Source organism: Blautia sp. 1001283B150304_161114_C9 (assembly GCF_015668165.1).
GTDB lineage: Bacteria > Bacillota > Clostridia > Lachnospirales > Lachnospiraceae > Blautia_A > Blautia_A wexlerae.
Genome location: NZ_JADPGO010000006.1, coordinates 15,167 through 32,204 on the forward strand (window position 1 = coordinate 15,167; position 17,038 = coordinate 32,204).

General features: G+C 43.3%; 13 protein-coding genes, 1 tRNA gene and 1 other annotated feature. Of the genes, 1 reads left to right on the forward strand and 13 read right to left on the reverse strand.

Features of this window, described 5'->3' with window-relative positions:
- Positions 1-106: 106 nt before the first annotated feature.
- From I4V44_RS04530 to I4V44_RS04540, 3 genes are all read right to left on the reverse strand, one after another.
- Complete coding sequence (locus I4V44_RS04530) at positions 107-901, reverse strand: ABC transporter ATP-binding protein (protein WP_022380585.1); 795 nt, start codon at positions 899-901, stop codon at positions 107-109.
- 3 nt (positions 902-904) lie between these two features.
- Positions 905-1,831: an ABC transporter permease gene (locus I4V44_RS04535; protein ID WP_226824887.1), complete on the reverse strand. Its 927-nt coding sequence runs from the start codon at positions 1,829-1,831 to the stop codon at positions 905-907.
- A 175-nt stretch (positions 1,832-2,006) separates the two neighbouring features.
- Positions 2,007-3,029: an ABC transporter substrate-binding protein gene (locus tag I4V44_RS04540; RefSeq protein ID WP_008704725.1), complete on the reverse strand. Its 1,023-nt coding sequence runs from the start codon at positions 3,027-3,029 to the stop codon at positions 2,007-2,009.
- Positions 3,030-3,273: 244 nt separating this feature from the next.
- Positions 3,274-3,525 (reverse strand) — a binding site (T-box leader).
- A 625-nt stretch (positions 3,526-4,150) separates the two neighbouring features.
- Here I4V44_RS04540 and I4V44_RS04545 point away from each other — a divergent pair.
- A complete protein-coding gene (locus I4V44_RS04545) occupies positions 4,151-5,242 on the forward strand; it encodes a pyridoxal phosphate-dependent aminotransferase (RefSeq protein ID WP_118758908.1) in 1,092 nt (363 codons plus the stop codon).
- Positions 5,243-5,603: 361 nt separating this feature from the next.
- Here the strand turns inward: I4V44_RS04545 and I4V44_RS04550 are convergent, their stop codons facing one another.
- The 10 genes from I4V44_RS04550 to I4V44_RS04595 all read right to left on the reverse strand — a co-directional run bounded on the left by I4V44_RS04550 (position 5,604) and on the right by I4V44_RS04595 (position 17,035).
- Positions 5,604-6,968, reverse strand: a complete 1,365-nt coding sequence (locus I4V44_RS04550; RefSeq protein WP_008704727.1) for a PFL family protein — start codon at positions 6,966-6,968, stop codon at positions 5,604-5,606.
- An 89-nt stretch (positions 6,969-7,057) separates the two neighbouring features.
- A complete protein-coding gene (locus I4V44_RS04555) occupies positions 7,058-7,330 on the reverse strand; it encodes an ACT domain-containing protein (protein ID WP_008704728.1) in 273 nt (90 codons plus the stop codon).
- Between the two features lie 16 nt (positions 7,331-7,346).
- Entirely contained in the window at positions 7,347-8,141 is a 795-nt protein-coding gene (locus I4V44_RS04560; protein WP_008704729.1) for an MBL fold metallo-hydrolase, read from the reverse strand.
- Positions 8,128-8,730 (reverse strand): dephospho-CoA kinase, encoded by a 603-nt coding sequence (gene coaE, locus I4V44_RS04565; protein WP_306797798.1) that lies wholly within the window; start codon positions 8,728-8,730, stop codon positions 8,128-8,130. The genes I4V44_RS04560 and coaE overlap by 14 nt, the downstream gene beginning before the upstream one ends.
- The gene (gene polA / locus I4V44_RS04570) at positions 8,730-11,483 is read right to left on the reverse strand and encodes a DNA polymerase I (protein WP_196002399.1); all 2,754 of its coding nucleotides are present in this window, start codon (positions 11,481-11,483) and stop codon (positions 8,730-8,732) included. The genes coaE and polA overlap by 1 nt, the downstream gene beginning before the upstream one ends.
- Positions 11,484-11,500: 17 nt before the next feature.
- Positions 11,501-11,848 carry a zf-HC2 domain-containing protein gene (locus I4V44_RS04575; RefSeq protein WP_029676784.1) on the reverse strand — a complete coding sequence of 116 codons (348 nt, stop codon included), beginning with the start codon at positions 11,846-11,848 and terminating at the stop codon, positions 11,501-11,503.
- 213 nt (positions 11,849-12,061) lie between these two features.
- Complete coding sequence (gene ftsH / locus I4V44_RS04580) at positions 12,062-14,017, reverse strand: ATP-dependent zinc metalloprotease FtsH (RefSeq protein ID WP_196002400.1); 1,956 nt, start codon at positions 14,015-14,017, stop codon at positions 12,062-12,064.
- Positions 14,018-14,187: 170 nt separating this feature from the next.
- Positions 14,188-14,270 (reverse strand) — tRNA-Leu (locus tag I4V44_RS04585).
- Between the two features lie 62 nt (positions 14,271-14,332).
- Complete coding sequence (locus I4V44_RS04590) at positions 14,333-15,397, reverse strand: leucine-rich repeat domain-containing protein (RefSeq protein ID WP_055151353.1); 1,065 nt, start codon at positions 15,395-15,397, stop codon at positions 14,333-14,335.
- Between the two features lie 156 nt (positions 15,398-15,553).
- Positions 15,554-17,035 (reverse strand): glycerophosphodiester phosphodiesterase family protein, encoded by a 1,482-nt coding sequence (locus I4V44_RS04595; RefSeq protein ID WP_196002401.1) that lies wholly within the window; start codon positions 17,033-17,035, stop codon positions 15,554-15,556.
- Positions 17,036-17,038 lie beyond the last annotated feature (3 nt).

The following is a 17,038-nucleotide window of genomic DNA, read 5'->3' on the forward strand; positions in this document are numbered from 1 at the left end:
CAAAAAGAACCATTATATCAGAAAACATGGCTGTATGCTTCAGGCAACAACTATAACTTCTGTATATAATGGTTCTTTCATTTACAATTACATGTTATTTTTATAATTACTTTTCTCCGGAAAGAAGAATACGGTCATTATCCAGCATCTTACCGGCACCTGTCTTAAACTTCTCCAGAAGTCCTTCCACTGTCAGGCCTTTCTTTTCTTCTTCATGGATATCCAGCACAATATCTCCGGAATCCATCATCAGAATACGATTTCCCAGATCAAGGGCCGACTGCATATTGTGGGTGATCATCAGACAGGTAAGCTGATGTTCCTCTACAATTCGTTTCGTAAGATTCAGCACCTTCTCTGCTGTGCCCGGGTCAAGGGCTGCTGTATGCTCATCCAGAAGCAGAAGCTTGGGCGGATTCATGGTTGCCATGAGAAGTGTCAGCGCCTGTCTCTGTCCACCGGAGAGAAGTCCTACCGGCTGAGTCATACGCTTCTCAAGTCCGATATCCAGAAGCTTCAGTTCTTCATGGAATCGTTCTTTCTCCTGTCTGGACACATGGGAAAGCCATCCGCCTTTCCCTGCTGCAAGTGCCAGATTCTCTTCTATAGTCATTCCAGGTGCAGTTCCCCTCATAGGATCCTGATACAGGCGACCGATAGTCTTTGCACGTACATGCTGGGGCATAAAAGTAATATCCTGTCCATCCAGCATGATCACACCGGAATCTGTAAGAAAATCTCCACAGATCGCATTAAACAGAGTGGATTTACCAGCTCCATTGGAACCGATGATCGTTGCAAAATCGCCCTTCTCCAGATTCAGGGATAAATCTCTGATGGCCTGTTTCTCGTTTACCGTACCCGGATTAAAAGTCTTGGAAATATGTTCTATCTTCAGCATAAATCACTGTACTCCCTTCCTGTGAGTCATTCTTCTCTTAATCTGCGGCCACTGTTTTTTCAAATATGGACCTGAAATAGCCAGCACAACGATCACAGAAGATACCAGTTTCAGCATAAATGCCGGCATATTGAATCTCAGTGCAACGGTATATACCAGACGGAAAATAAAAGATCCAAGTACCATGCCAACAGCTCTCACGAAAATTCCACCTCTGCCAAGAATCGTACCACCGATCAGCAGGGAAGCCAGCGCAATGGTAACCATTCCCTGTCCGATATTGATATCTACAGATTTCTGTGACTGAGACAGAAGACATCCGGAAAGTGCTGTGAAGGAGTTGGCAACACAGAGACCTACAATCGTAGTAAATACCGGATTAATAGATGAGGATTTTACCATATCTGCATTATTTCCTGTTGCCCTGATTGCCAGACCAAGTCTTGTCCTTAAGAAAAATACAAGGAAGGCAATCACAATGGCTACTGCAATGAAAGCAACTACAATATCTCCTCTTCCTTTCAGCGGTGTACTTTTCAATGTTTCTTTCATCATGGAAAATACCGTCTCTGTTCTGTTCATATTGATCAGGGAGGAACCTCCCATCACTGCAATATTCACAGAATAAAGAGCCGTATTAACGATAATTCCTGCAAGAAGACTGTCAACACCCAGCTTTGTCTGAAGTATGGCTGTCACAAAGCCCGAGCATATACCTGCAGCCATAGCTGCAAAAATTGATAAAAAAGGATGTCCGCTGACTGCCACTGCTGCTCCCACTGCTGCTCCCAGTGTGAAACAGCCATCAGTGGAAAGGTCACAGACATTCAGCATGGAATAACTGAGAAACAGGGCAAGAACTGTCAATGAACAGATCAGGCCAAGTTTCAGTGCGGTCTCTCCAAGAGAGAGTATAGTCGCAATAGTCACGATGATTTCCTCCAATTTGTATTTATTTTATTACATTCAATGAACAGCAACAGAAAATATCTGCTGCTGTTCATTTTAATCCAGAAAATATATCAGTCTTTTCAACCGGCACAATGGATTCCATAAACCCAGAACTTATTCTGAATTTATTCAAAATGCTGTCCGAATATCCTTATTATTTCTCTACATCATCAAAGCTCTCTGCTGTAACGATCTCATTTACCTGTGTGCATAACGGCTCGAAATCTTTTTTAACAGTTTCAAGATCAAGTCCAAGTCCCTCGCAGGTTTCTGTGTTTACTGTTGCAGTACCATTATCAAAAGTTTCAACAGATGTTGTTGCAGGATCTGCATCATTCATAAGGATGTCTGCGATCATATCTGCTGTCTTCTGTCCAAGGTTTGCATAATCAACACCATATCCGACAAATGCACCGTTTAGTGCAAAGGAGTCAGCTCCTGTATACTGTGGGATACCTGCATCAATGAATTTCTCATAGATAGAAAGCTCTGCTGTCATAATTGTGTTGTCAGTTGGTGTGAATACTGCATCTACGCCATCTGCCACCAGTGCATCTGCTGCAAGCTGTACCTCATCTGTTGTGGTACCTGTACGCTCTACATATTCGATGCCTTCTTTATCCAGATAATCCTTGGCTTCCTGGATGGCTGTTGTAGAAGAATCCTGTCCGATATCGTATAAAAGTCCGATTTTCTTTACATCCGGGTTCACTGCCTGGATCAGTTTCATGATGGATGCTGTATCCAGATAATCGCTTGTACCTGTAATGTTTGCTCCAGGTGCATCCAGATCCTCTACAAGACCGCTTCCTACAGGATCAGACACTGCGGAAAATACAACCGGTGTATCAGTTCCTTCTGTTGCGGACTGCATACGCATTGCTACAGGTGTTGCAATACCTACCATCAAATCTACATTATCAGCCTGAAAATCAGAAATGATCTGTTCCATAACATTAGCATCTGCATTACAGTTATCATAGGACACATCAAAATTTACGTCTTTTTCCTTGCCGATTTCTTCCAGACGGGACTGGATGTTGTCTACGATCTGATTCAAGGAAGCGTCATCTACATAATTGCAGATACCGATCTTGAAATCCTGTGCCATAACCGGTGATGCCATCATCATAGTTGCCATTGCTGTTGCTGCGATTGCTAATACTCTTTTTTTCATAGTCTTTTTTCCTCTCTCTACATCTTATTTAGCAGTTCATGTTTTTTTAACTGCCATAGTCTCAGGGATGTTTGCCAATCCCTTGTTACTGTCTGTGAGAAAGAACTCCCCGGATTCCTCTTTTTCCCGGATGTGTCAACTGCTGTGATACCCACCTGCCATCAGCAGATTTTCCTGCATTACAGGGGGTGCCATATAACAGATTCTCTTTATATATAAAAAAATCCGCCACAAGCTATCTGTTGCTTGAGACGGTAATAAGAATCTTATTATCGCGGTACCACTCAAATTGACGAATTGTCCACTTTCTCATGTACAAACATACACTCCTGATTTATAACGGGTTCGGTTCCCGTCGGTGCCTACTCTCACGCTTATCAAGATTTCGGGCCGCCCTCGAAAGGCCATTCAACAATCAGTTTCATACGGCTTCCCACCAATTGCCGTTCTCTGGAATGATTCTTGGTTGTTTACTCTTCTTTCTCATCGGTTTTGATGTGTTTACTTTACCACGCTAATGCAGATATGTCAAGAGGTTTATTTTTTATTTTTTTCCATTAATTTTTTCAAAAGGGACGCGAAGGAATGGGAAGGGATTTCGGGCTTAGTTTCGGAACCATGTAATTCTAAGGCATTTGGGAAGCTGCTAAAAGCATTCAAAAAAATCTCAAACTCGCTTCGCTCAGACAGTGAGATTTTTTTGAATAACGCAGCTTCCCAAATACCAAGAATTACTATGAACCCTCAAATGCGCCCGAAATCCCTTCCCATTCCTTCGCTGTGTACTGGCAAATTGACATATATTCCATTTTCGACAGCATGCTGAATTGCTTGCTTTCTGCACCACCGCAGGCGACTTATTTAATCGAATCAAGTAAATTCCCTGCGGTGGTTGCGAAAAGCAATAAGCAGTGGGTGGGGACTTGCCTTCTGTTAAATGCCTGCTGCAATGATATTGGGACCTGTATATTTCAGGATAGTAATGGATAGCAATGTGTAAACAGTGATGTTTACAGAACTATGTGATAAGTGTTAAAATAATGTTCAGAAAAGATCTGCGATCTGCTATGTGGTAATTTTAAGTTTAAATAGATTATTTATATAGAAATGAGGGATATTATATGTCAACAGCAAAAATGATTTTTCATGGGAGTGATATTGAGAAAATATGTGAGGTCTATCAGCTTAAGCCGGAGGAAATTGTGAAGTTTGGGGCTAATGTAAATCCGCTGGGGCTTTCCGAGCATGTAAAGGAACAGCTTGCAGGACGGCTGGATATCCTGTCTTCTTATCCAGACAGAAATTATACTTCACTTCGCAGCACAATTTCAGAATATTGTAATATTCCTGCTGAATTCATCCTTCCCGGAAATGGTTCCAGCGAGCTGATCGCACTGCTGATACAGGAACGAAATCCAAAGCATACCCTTATCCTGGGTCCGACCTATTCAGAATACTCCAGGGAACTCTCCTTCTCCGGAAGCACTCAGGAATACTACCACCTGCGCGAAGAGGATAACTTTGTTCTCGATGTAGATGACTTTTGCCGGACTCTGGATGGAAAATACGATTTTCTCATCCTCTGCAACCCAAATAATCCTACCTCATCTGCAATTAGCATAAATGACCTGCGCAGAATCGTTTCCTTCTGCAATGAGCGGAACATTTTCGTGATGATCGACGAAACTTATGTAGAATTTGCCCCGGATATCAATGAGATCACTGCTGTCAGCCTTACCAGAGAATTCACGAACCTTATGATTCTGCGCGGCGTATCAAAATTCTACGCAGCCCCAGGTATGCGTCTTGGCTACGGAATCACCGGGAACCTGGAATTTCTCAAAAAAATGAAAGAAAAACAGGTACCATGGTCTCTCAACAGTCTGGGAGCCCTGGCCGGCGAGCTGATGCTCCAGGATAAAACCTACATCCGCCAGACCCGGGACCTCATTCTCTCAGAACGCACCCGCCTGCTCAAAGCACTGGAGAATATCCCCACTTACAAAACCTACCCGGCCTACGCCAACTTTCTCCTCCTGAAAATCCAGAAGCCCGGCCTGACCTCCCGGGACGTCTTCGACGCCTGCATCCGTCAGGGTCTCATGATCCGTGACTGCTCCTCCTTCGAATGCCTGGACGGCGAATACATCCGCTTCTGCATCATGCACCCCCAGGACAACACCCGACTTCTGCATATATTGGAATCCCTTTAAAGCAGGACATTTCTTTTATTTATAGTAATTCCATAAAATAATACAAACAATCCAGTCCATTATAGCTTAAAACCAGCTACCAGCGGGGCGGAAAATATTTTGTCTGGGGTGCATTTGCAGGAGTCTTAGATATTCTTAGTTTTCAGAAATCTGCGTTATGAGCTGGCTGCATCACTGTCTGAGCGAAGTTTGCAACGAAGCGAGTTTGACAAGACGGCTCATGCTTTTAGCAGATTTATGGAAACTTAGAATATCTTAGGCTCCGAAACCGCACCCCAGACAAAATATTTTCCGCCCCGCGTCCCTCTTAAACAAAGAAAAGCCAGAAACTCCCCTTTTCCGAAGTTTCTGGCCTTTTTTATCAGTTTTTAAAGCTATGGATCGGTGCCGGAATCCTTCCGCCACGCTGCACAAACGCATCACAGGAGAACTGATTCACCGGCATGATCGGTGCATAACCAAGCAGTCCACCGAACTCAACCACTTCGCCAACCCCCTTACCAATTACTGGGATCAGACGAACCGCCGTAGTCTTCTGGTTCACCATACCAATTGCAGACTCATCCGCAATAATACCCGCAATCGTAGAAGCCTTCGTATCTCCGGGAATTGCAATCATATCAAGACCTACAGAACATACACAAGTCATAGCTTCCAGCTTCTCAAGAGTCAGTGCCCCTGCATTCACCGCATCGATCATACCCTGATCCTCGCTGACCGGAATAAATGCACCACTCAAACCACCAACTGCTGTAGAAGCCATAACTCCACCCTTCTTAACCTGGTCATTTAACAGAGCAAGCGCTGCTGTTGTGCCCGGTGCACCTGCATGCTCCAGACCAATTTCCTCAAGGATCTCAGCAACACTGTCACCAATTGCAGGAGTAGGAGCCAGAGACAGATCCACGATGCCAAACTTAACACCAAGACGTCTGGAAGCCTCCTGTGCTACCAGCTGACCAACACGTGTTACCTTGAAGGCAGTACGCTTGATCATCTCACAAAGAGTTTCAAAATCCTTACCTCTTACCTGTTCCAGCGCAGTCTTAACAACGCCAGGTCCGCTGACACCAACGTTAATGATAGTGTCTGCTTCTGTCACACCATGGAAAGCACCTGCCATAAACGGGTTATCATCCGGTGCATTACAGAATACAACCAGCTTCGCACATCCCAGGGAATCCTGATCTTTGGTAGCTTTCGCTGTTTCCAGAACGATCTCACCCATCAGCTTAACAGCATCCATATTGATACCTGTACGTGTAGATCCAACATTTACAGAACTGCAGACACGCTCTGTCTTCGCCATAGCCTGTGGGATAGATTCGATCAGAAGTCTCTCAGCAGGAGTCATTCCCTTGCTTACCAGTGCAGAATAACCGCCGATAAAGTTTACGCCTACCACCTTGGCAGCCTTATCCAGAGTTTCTGCAATAGTTACAAAATCTTCCTTTGTCTTACATGCAGCTCCGCCAATCAATGCAATCGGAGTTACGGAAATTCTTTTATTTACGATCGGAATTCCATATTCACCGGAAATAGCCTCACCTGTAGATACCAGATCCTTTGCACAGGTTGTGATCTTTTTATAGATTTTCTCATTTAAAACAGCAAGATCACTGTCAATACAGTCCAGAAGGCTGATACCCATAGTAATGGTACGCACATCCAGATTCTCCTGCTCGATCATTTTATTCGTTTCATTTACTTCAAAAATATTGATCATTTTGTTTTTCTCCCTTGTATGTTCTCTCAGCATTTTTCAGGCAATCTGATACAGGAAAGTCCCTCAGTGGCTTACCTGCTTAGATTTTCTCAGATTCTGTGCATTACATTGAAGATATCTTCATGCTGGCAGCGGATCACTACACCGATCTTATCTCCAAGGGCTTCCAGTTCTTTGGCAAGAACTCCGTTGTCTTTCTCACATTTGCTGGCATCTGTTACCATCATCATGTTGAAATATCCCTGTACGATGGTCTGGGAGATATCAAGAATGTTTACATTATTGTCTGCAAGATAAGTACAAACCTTTGCAATAATTCCTACGGTATCGTTTCCTACTACTGTGATGATTGTCTTTTTCATAAGTTCTTTGTCCTTTCTACACTGTAATTACTTCTGATATGCAATCCCTCTGTGCCACCTGAATTCTGAAATCACGCGACTTATAAGGGTTGTCACCTAAGGTTACTTCTGAACAGACGGTTTCATATGCCAGTTCCTCATAATTATTTTCCCTGCTCAGATGTCCAAGGAAAATCCCTTTCATATTGTCATGCAGCAGCCTGCATAAAAGCCTGCCTGCATTCTCATTGGAAAGATGTCCCCTGTCTCCAAGGATTCTCTGTTTCAGATAATAGGGATATTTTCCAACCTGCAGCATACGGATGTCATGATTTGCTTCCAGAAGAAGCGCATCCAGATTCTGCAGATTACCGACTATGTACTCATTATATTTTCCAAGGTCTGTAGCAATCCCCACAGAATGCTCTCCACACTCTACCCGGTATCCTACGGGCTGTGCAGCATCATGAGGGATCGTAAAAGGATTCACTGTCAGATCATTAATCTCAAAAGGCTCATCTTCGTGTATCTCACGAAAAATCCCTTCCGGCATTTTTCCAAGATTCATGTGAGATAAAGCTTCCACAGTTCCTTCTGTCGCATAAACCGGTATCTGATGTTTCCTTGCGATCACGCCCAGACCTTTGATATGATCCGAATGTTCATGTGTAATCAAGATACCATCAATATCTTTTCCTGTCAATTCCAGAGAATTCAATCCCTGTTCTACTCTTTTTCCGCTGATGCCTACATCCACCAGAAGATGGGTATTATCTGAGCCCACATAAATACAGTTTCCGCTGCTTCCGCTGGCAATGCTACAAAGTCTCATATTTTCTGATTCCTTCCTCAATCTGCCGTCTGGTCTGTGCAAAATCTCCGTTATTTACCACAACATAGTCTGCATTTTCCCGAAAAAAAGTCTCCGGTGCCTGACTGGCAATGATACTGACTGATTTCTCTCTTGTATAACCGCGGTTCTCCATCAGTCTCCTGATACGGATCTCTTCATCCGTATGAATATACCATATCGTATCGCAAAACTCCTGATAATGATCTTCCAGAAGGAGTGCAGCTTCCACCACACATATCTTCTGTCCCTGCTGTTTCTTTACAGCTAACTGCTCTCTGATGTACTGTTTCACAGCCGGATGGATAATCTGGTTTAATTTCTCCAGAAGCTCTGGATGTGAAAATACTACATCCGAAACCTGTCTGCGGTCAATAGTTTTATCATTTTTTATGATTTGTCTTCCAAATAGTGCAATCACCGGTTCATAACAGGACTGCCCCGGCTCCATCACCAGATGCCCGATCTCATCTGCTTTCATCACATATGCCTGATACTTTTCTTCAAGAAAATCAAGCACTGTACTTTTTCCGGCACCCACTCCGCCGGTAATTCCTATTGTTATCATCATCACTTCGCCTCATACCAGTTATTACCCTGATGCATATCGACTTCCAGTTCTACGGAAAGCTTTGCGGCACCTTTCATCTCTTCTTCAAGAATAGCAGAAACCTGCGGGATTTCCTCTTTACAGGTCTCTATCAGAAGTTCATCGTGTACCTGAAGTACAAGACGGGATTTAAGATTCTCATCCTTTAATCGTCTGTACACACGGTTCATTGCAATTTTAATGATATCCGCCGCAGTTCCCTGTATTGGAGAGTTCATGGCTACTCGCTCCCCAAAAGACCTCTGCATAAAATTACCGGATTTCAGTTCCGGGATCGGCCTGCGTCTGCCAAACATGGTAGTCACATATCCTTTTTCTTTTCCCTCTTCCACCAGTCCGTCAAGAAATCCTTTGATCTTTGGATAAGTTTCAAAATATCTTTCAATATATTCTGCTGCTTCTTTTCGTGTGATACTTAAATCCTGGCTGAGCCCAAAGGAACTGATCCCATAAACAATTCCAAAATTTACTGCCTTGGCATTTCTCCTCTGCAGATCTGTCACCTCATTAAAGGGCACATGGAATACCTCTGATGCTGTATGTCTGTGGATATCCTGGGCTTCTTTATATGCCTGGATCAGTTTCTCATCCCCTGACATATGCGCCAAAACGCGAAGCTCGATCTGGGAATAGTCCGCATCCAGAAATACATATCCCTCTTCCGGAACAAATACCTTACGGATCAGTCTTCCAAGCTCCATTCTTACAGGGATATTCTGAAGATTCGGCTCTGTGCTGCTGATCCTTCCTGTTGCTGTAATTGTCTGGTTAAAAGTAGAATGAATCCTGCCGTCCTCTGCGATCTCACCAACAAGCCCGTCTGCATAAGTAGATTTCAGTTTCGCAAGCTGACGGTACTCCAGAATATCCTTTACAATGGGATACTCCGGTGCAAGCTTTTCCAGAATATCTGCCGCTGTGGAATAACCTGTCTTTGTTTTCTTTCCACCCTTAAGGCCAAGCTTTTCAAACAAGATCACTCCCATCTGTTTCGGAGAATTGATATTAAACTCTTCCCCTGCCTGCTGCCAGATCTGCTTCTCCAGTTCTCCAATACGTACACTTAGTTTCTCACCGTAGCTTTTCAGTTCTTCACTCTTCACGCTGATTCCCCATTTTTCCATGGAATCAAGAGTAAAGATCAGCGGAAGCTCAATCTGTGTATATACATTCCACATACCTGTATCACGCAGTGCTTCACACATGGGTTTCCGGCAGGCAAGTGCTGTATAGGCCATGTAGCAGGCCCATGCTGCAAGCCCCTCTGCACTCTCCTCCCATGCTTTTTCCACTGTTTTCTTTCCAAGAAGTTCCTCTCTTGCAGGCAGGATACGACCATTCAGATATTCCTTTGCCATATCATCGTAAGTATAGGAGGATTTCAGAGGATTCAGCAGATATGCAGCCACACCTGCATCAAATACAGCCATCGGATCATCAGATTTTATATGCTTGAGTAATGCCTTTACATCCAATGCACATACACATTTTTTATCATATTTCAGAGTACCGTCTGTATTGACATCAGATATCTCATTTTCCGGATCCTTCTTCACATCATCTGTATTAGATTTCATAATGTTCTCTGTGTTGGATTCAGATACTTTATGAAGGAGCCCTTCCAATTTTCCGCAGAGATAACCTTCTGTGATCATCCCTTCTACAGGAATATAATAAATTTCCTCTTCATTCAGCGCAAGTCCTGCACCAAATACCCTGCCATTCTCTGTAACCAGAGAAACACCCGCTGTCTTTCCTGCTTCCGCTTTCGCAAACAGCGCTTCACAGCCTGCCAGGTCTGCACATGTGAAAAACTCCTGTTCCAACGTATCTTCCTGTACTGCCGCAGAGTCAAAACGGTTAAGCAGATTCTTAAATTCCAGCTGTCTGCAGAGAAGGAAAGCTTCTTTTGTATAAAGATTTCCCAGTTTTGCCTTTTCATACGAAAACTCTATGGGACTGTCCGTACAAATCGTAGCCAGAGCCTTGCTCATCTGCGCCATATCATAATGTTCTCTCATTGATTCCCTGGCTCTGTTTGGCTTCAGCTCTTCCAGATGTTCATGAGCATTCTCAATACTTCCATACTCCACAATAATCTTTGTGGCAGTCTTCTCACCTACTCCCGGGATTCCCGGAATATTGTCAGCACTGTCACCCATCAGAGCCTTTAACTCAATGATCTGGGGAGGTGTCACCTGATATTTCTCGATCACCTGCTGTGCATGATAATCCTCTATGGTGGGCTTGCCCCTTACAGTCTTTGGCAAACGGATCATAACCTTATCTGTCGCAAGCTGAAGCAGATCTCTGTCACCGGAAAGGATTGTCGCATCCATTCCTGCCGCTTCGCTTTTCCTGGCCAGAGTTCCCAGAATATCATCCGCTTCGTAGCCTTCTTTTGTCACAACATTCACACCCATTGCAGTAAGCATTTCTTTGATCAGCGGTACCTGCTCTCTCAGTTCTTCAGGCATGGGTTTACGTGTTCCCTTGTATGCTTCAAACATCTTATGGCGGAAAGTCGGTGCCTTCAGGTCAAATGCCACTGTCAGATACTGAGGCTTCTCTTCCTCGATCGTCCGAAGAAGGATATTCAGGAAACCATATACTGCCCCTGTGTGTTTTCCTTCTGAATTTGTAAGATCCGGCAGACCATAAAAAGCTCTGTTCAGAATACTGTGTCCGTCAATCAGTAATATTTTTTCGCTCATAAAATCCTCCAGTGTCTTTATAGAATGTAATTTGTCTCCATCATTACAAAAATCAATATTGCCGCAATCGTAGCGATCAGAAGGCATATACTTACTCCAAACATCAGCCAACTGGCTTTCTTCTTGCGGATATATCTTCTGGATTTCCGGATATCCTGTTCCAGCAGTTTTTTGAAATCCAGAACCGAATCGCTGCTGTCATCATCAAGCTGCTGTGTTACCTCATGTACAATAAAATATGTTTCCAGTTCATCATAACAGGAAGAACAATTCTGTACATGATCGAGAAACTCTTCCAGTTCATTTAGTGGAAGATCATGTTTAATATAACTACTCACCATTCCTTCTGCAGTTCGGCAATCCATCTTCATTCCCTTCTTTCTTCCAAAAAACATCCAGGATGCTGCGTTCACTATTACGAATTATAACCGAACCGGAGTTAATTGGCAAGGAAAAGCAGCAGAAGCTCAAATCGCCTCTGCTGCTTTCATTGCTGTTCACTCAGTTTTCAGTGACATAACCAAATTTCCGGATTGCCTGTGGCAATGGACTTTTGGCTTGTATATCTTGAGAAAATATCACTTCTGCAAATTCACTTTCCCGGAAGATGTATCTGCATCAGCTTCTGTACTGTTTTCGGATTCTGCATTGTTCTCAGACTCTGTATTACTTTCAGATTCTGCCACTGCAGTGGGAACCTGTACAGGTGCATTCAGGATCTTCATAAATTCCTCACCTGTAATTGTCTCATGCTCATACAGATATTTTGCAAGTTCATGGAGCTTTCCGATATTGTCCTGAAGGATTTTCAGTGCTTTCTGGTGTTCCATCCTGACAAGCTCCACAACCTTCTTATCCAGAAGAGTCTGTGTCTCAAAAGAACAGCTTAAGCTGGAGTCTCCGCCCAGATACTGATTTGTCACATTCTCCATGGCAACCATATCGAAGTCTTCACTCATACCATATCTGGAGATCATTGCTCTTGCAAGCTTAGTCGCCTGTTCGATATCATTGGATGCTCCGGTTGTAATAGAATGGAAGATCAGTTCCTCAGCGGCACGACCGCCTGTAAAGGTCGCTATCTTATTTGCAAGTTCTTCCTTTGTCATCAGATAATGATCTCCGTCATCCACCTGCATGGTATATCCGAGTGCTCCTGATGTACGCGGAATAATAGTGATCTTGTGGACCGGTGCAGATTCGGTCTGCTTTGCTGCAACCAGCGCATGTCCGATTTCATGATAAGCAACTATCAGTTTTTCTTTATTGGAAAGAACTCTGTTCTTCTTCTGATATCCTGCGATAACTACCTCGATACTCTCCTCAAAATCTGCCTGGGTGGCAAATTTTCTGCCGTCACGTACTGCACGAAGTGCTGCTTCATTGACAATATTTGCAAGTTCTGCACCGGAAGCTCCGGCTGCAGCTTTCGCAATCTCATCAAAACGTACGGAATCTGCGATCTTAATCTTCTTTGCATGGACTTTAAGGATTTCCTCACGTCCTTTTAAATCCGGAAGTTCAACAGGAATACGTCTGTCAAAACGTCCGGGACGAAGAAGTGCGGGATCAAGGGAATCCGGTCTGTTGGTTGCCGCAAGGATCACAACACCTTTGGAGCCGTCAAAACCATCCATCTCTGTAAGCAGCTGGTTCAGAGTCTGCTCGCGCTCATCATTGCCGCCTGTAAATCCGGCACCATCACGTTTCTTGCCAATTGTGTCGATCTCATCGATAAATACAATACATGGAGCTTTCTCATTCGCCTGTTTGAAAAGATCACGCACCTTGGCAGCGCCCATACCAACAAACATTTCCACGAATTCAGAACCGGAAATGGAGAAGAACGGAACTTCCGCTTCACCGGCTACCGCTTTTGCAAGAAGTGTTTTACCTGTACCCGGAGGGCCTACAAGAAGGGCTCCTTTCGGCATAGATGCACCGATTTCTCTGTATTTCTGCGGGTTATGAAGATAATCTACGATTTCTGTCAGAAGATCCTTGGCTTCGTCCTCTCCCGCTACATCTGAGAATTTGATTCCCGTAGATGATTTCACATATACTTTCGCATTACTCTTTCCAAATGACATTGCCCCACCGGGACCTCCGCCCATGGAACTCATCATCTTCTTGCTGAGCCACCTTCCAAGAAGGATAAAGATGGCAATTGGCAGTACATATCCTGCGATCAGACTGATCCAGATAGATGTCTGCTGTGGTGCTGCTGCACCGAACTTGACATTTGCATCATGCAAACGGTCTACAAGGTCAGGATCATTCATCTTGACAGTTCTGAAATAACCCTCCTGTCCGTCACTCTCTGCTACATAATAAATATAATCATCCTGAATTTCTACTGTCTTAACGTAATCCTTCTCTACTCCTGTCAGGAAAGTACTGTAATCAGTCGTCTGTACCTTTCGTCCCTCAATTGCAGGAAGTAACAGCACATTCAGAAGAATGATAATAACTGCCGCAATGATATAATATACATAAAGCGGTTTTCTGCCAGGCTTTTTATTATCAAGGTTCATTGGCTTTTCCTCCATTTCGTTTTGTTATGATGTACCATATCACTTATTCATCTCTTTTTCAAGAAAAGCGAGATAAATTTCATAAAGATTTTAGAATTATCTGAACTGTTCAATACGGCAAATAAAAAAAGCGAAAACCTTCACAAACAAAGGCTTCGCTTACTTTTTAATGCCGGCAGTGGGACTTGAACCCACACGTGGTTGCCCACAACAGATTTTGAGTCTGCCTCGTCTGCCATTCCGACATGCCGGCATTGAAACGATTATTATCATATCACGTTTTTGTCGAAATGGCAAGGGCATTTTTGAGTTTTTTTAATATTTCACAAACCTCGTTTTAGAATACACACTACTTGCCTTGATCAGTTTCTGATATCTGGCAAACAGCTTCTCAGGAAGTCTGATAGTTACGGTTTTGTTGACCGCAAAAGCTTTTTTTCCAACATAGTTCAGTGCTGTACTGTTGATCCTGATCACTTTGACTGCCGGGCACTGGTAAAAAGCTCTGGCATCTATATGTCTGACACTGGCAGGAAGTATAAAATTTCGCAGTTTTGTACACTGTGCAAATGCGTTGCTGCCAATTCTTTTTACTCTGCTGCCAAATCTTATGTTCCGCAGATTCGGGCACTGGCTGAACGCATATTTTCCAATCGTTGTTACATTATTTCCAAAAATAACATCTGTAATTTCTTTGTTCCCGCTGAAGGCATTCTTGTCAATTGTAGTTACTTTATAAACTTTATCATCGATCACAACTGTAGCCGGAATCTGTATCACATTATATTCCGCAGCAAGACCTGTAACGCTTACTTCTCTTTCATTTAAAATCTTATAGCCAATTCCACCTATCAGGTACTTATAGCTTCCACCCTGTTCAGTTAATGGAGCTGCATTGAACTGATATCTCACAGGTTGTACAATATCGTTTTTCTCCCATATACCTCCTGTATATTCTTCTCTCTGGAAAAAGATATATATATTGTATGCACGTTCCACCTTTGTATAAATACCCTTTGCAGAACCGATTTCCCATTTCCTGTGAATATCGCTTTCCTGCGGTTTGAGAGAAAGACTCCAGTATAATGGTGTCCATCTGACATCTCCCTCAACAGGATTCGTATTCTGCGTTCCGGCACCGGTCACATTAAATTTATAGTAAGTGTTGGGATAGAAAACCAGAGGTTTGTCAAGTCCTTCAACGACACTGTCATTTGCACTTACCCCTTTGCTTTCATCTGTGTCTGTTGAAGTTTCCTCTCCGGCTGCCCAGATGAAATTCTGTGTATCTGCTCCATCCTGAAATTCCGCTGCACCGGCCGTACTGACCGGAACTGCTGCCAGAACACCTGCCAGCACCATAGCTGCTATTTTTTTCATTACTCTCTCCTCCTCTTTTTCAGCAGTATATAAAATATATACAACTGTTCAGTCCTTTCTTATAGCAATAGTGAACTGTTACTGTTCTGCTTACAATTTATATCTACATCTTGTATTTTACTTATTTTTCTGCTAAATGTCTACCTTGATTTTCTGCTAATCCTGTCGTATTTTTACTTCATCTGTATTCCACTTCTCATACGTGATATAATCCGCACCCATTTTCCTGAAAATGTCTACCATATCTTCATTCCGGCAAAGCCATACGGATATGCGGATTCCATTCTGATGGGCATTGTTGATATCATTCATACTGATATTTTTATACTCTGCACTTATGTCCAGATCATATTTCTTACACTGCTGTATCATAGAAGCATTCATGCGCACTGTACGAATCCACTGCAATTTCCCTGTAAATCCCATCTCACGCAGTTTACCAAGTGTTTCTATGCGGAAACAGATGATTACCGGCTCTTTCTGTGATTCAGTCAGAAGCTGCATAAACAAATTCATGGCTTCTTCCGTACGGATTGACTTTATTTCAATCACCGGCGTCACAGAGTACTTATTGCAGCATGCAATATACTGTTCCAGTGTAGGAATAAGATTATCCGGATACTGTGAAGCATTTCTTCCATTTATAATCGGATACTGCTTTATCTCCTCATAGGTCATCTCTGAAATAAGCCTGTCCTCCCCACACATCCGCAGCAAAGAATCATCATGAGAGACAACCAGAACTCCATCTGCGGTCTCTCTCACATCTGTCTCCACAAACTCCGCCCCATTGCGTCCTGCCATCTCAAAGGCAGGCACGGAATTCTCAGGTGCTTCTGTCTGTTCACCTCTGTGCAAAATATAATGAGTAACTCCATCCAGGGGTTTCCGGAACTTTTCCTCATCTTCCGGTGCAGGTGTGATTTTCGGAGTTGGCGTGACCGTTACCGTCGGCTCCGGGGTCACAGATGGTGCTGGTTCATCCGGCGTCAGTGTAGGCGTAATTTCCGGAGTTTCTGACGCTGCCGACAGGACGATCACTTCTATCTCTGATACATATCTGTCAGTACCATAAGAAACACTGGTGATTTTGACATTTCCCGCCTTTTTTGCAGTAACTTTTCCTTTCTTTGATACAGTTGCCACCGTTTTATCAGAAGAAGTATAAGTCAGCCTTTTTCCATACTTCTGCGGCTCCAGAATAATTGTCTTTCCTGCCGTTACTTTCACCTGTTTTTTGTATTTCTTAAAAAGAACTGTTTCCGTTTTATTATAGACAAAAACCTCGCAGTTTACTTTCAGTCCACTCATCTGTGCTGTGATCGTTGCCTGTCCGGGCTTTAAACCATATATCCTGCCATTTATAACCTTTACACATTTTGAGTTACTGCTGGTCCATTTAAACTTCTTTGGACTCACTTTTGTATCATGATTCAGGATCTTTACTGTATAAGTGGCACCGGTCTTTACAACCACCTCAGATTTATGCACTCGATATTCGTCTGCTGCATAAGTATTATCTGCCACATATATTATACTGATAAAACCTGTAATTATAAGCACAATAGCAAATATGGCAGACCTTACAGTCTGCATGCCTGTTCTTTTGTCTCTGTATTCTTTTTTCTTATCTCCCATTAT

Coding starts and splice junctions, on each gene's coding strand:
- I4V44_RS04530 (WP_022380585.1), bottom strand. CDS start 901: ATGCTGAAGATAGAACATATTTCCAAGACTTTTAATCCGGGTACGGTA.
- I4V44_RS04540 (WP_008704725.1), bottom strand. CDS start 3,029: ATGAAAAAAAGAGTATTAGCAATCGCAGCAACAGCAATGGCAACTATG.
- I4V44_RS04545 (WP_118758908.1), top strand. CDS start 4,151: ATGTCAACAGCAAAAATGATTTTTCATGGGAGTGATATTGAGAAAATA.
- I4V44_RS04550 (WP_008704727.1), bottom strand. CDS start 6,968: ATGATCAATATTTTTGAAGTAAATGAAACGAATAAAATGATCGAGCAG.
- I4V44_RS04555 (WP_008704728.1), bottom strand. CDS start 7,330: ATGAAAAAGACAATCATCACAGTAGTAGGAAACGATACCGTAGGAATT.
- I4V44_RS04560 (WP_008704729.1), bottom strand. CDS start 8,141: ATGAGACTTTGTAGCATTGCCAGCGGAAGCAGCGGAAACTGTATTTAT.
- coaE (WP_306797798.1), bottom strand. CDS start 8,730: ATGATGATAACAATAGGAATTACCGGCGGAGTGGGTGCCGGAAAAAGT.
- polA (WP_196002399.1), bottom strand. CDS start 11,483: ATGAGCGAAAAAATATTACTGATTGACGGACACAGTATTCTGAACAGA.
- I4V44_RS04575 (WP_029676784.1), bottom strand. CDS start 11,848: ATGGATTGCCGAACTGCAGAAGGAATGGTGAGTAGTTATATTAAACAT.
- ftsH (WP_196002400.1), bottom strand. CDS start 14,017: ATGAACCTTGATAATAAAAAGCCTGGCAGAAAACCGCTTTATGTATAT.
- I4V44_RS04590 (WP_055151353.1), bottom strand. CDS start 15,397: ATGAAAAAAATAGCAGCTATGGTGCTGGCAGGTGTTCTGGCAGCAGTT.
- I4V44_RS04595 (WP_196002401.1), bottom strand. CDS start 17,035: ATGGGAGATAAGAAAAAAGAATACAGAGACAAAAGAACAGGCATGCAG.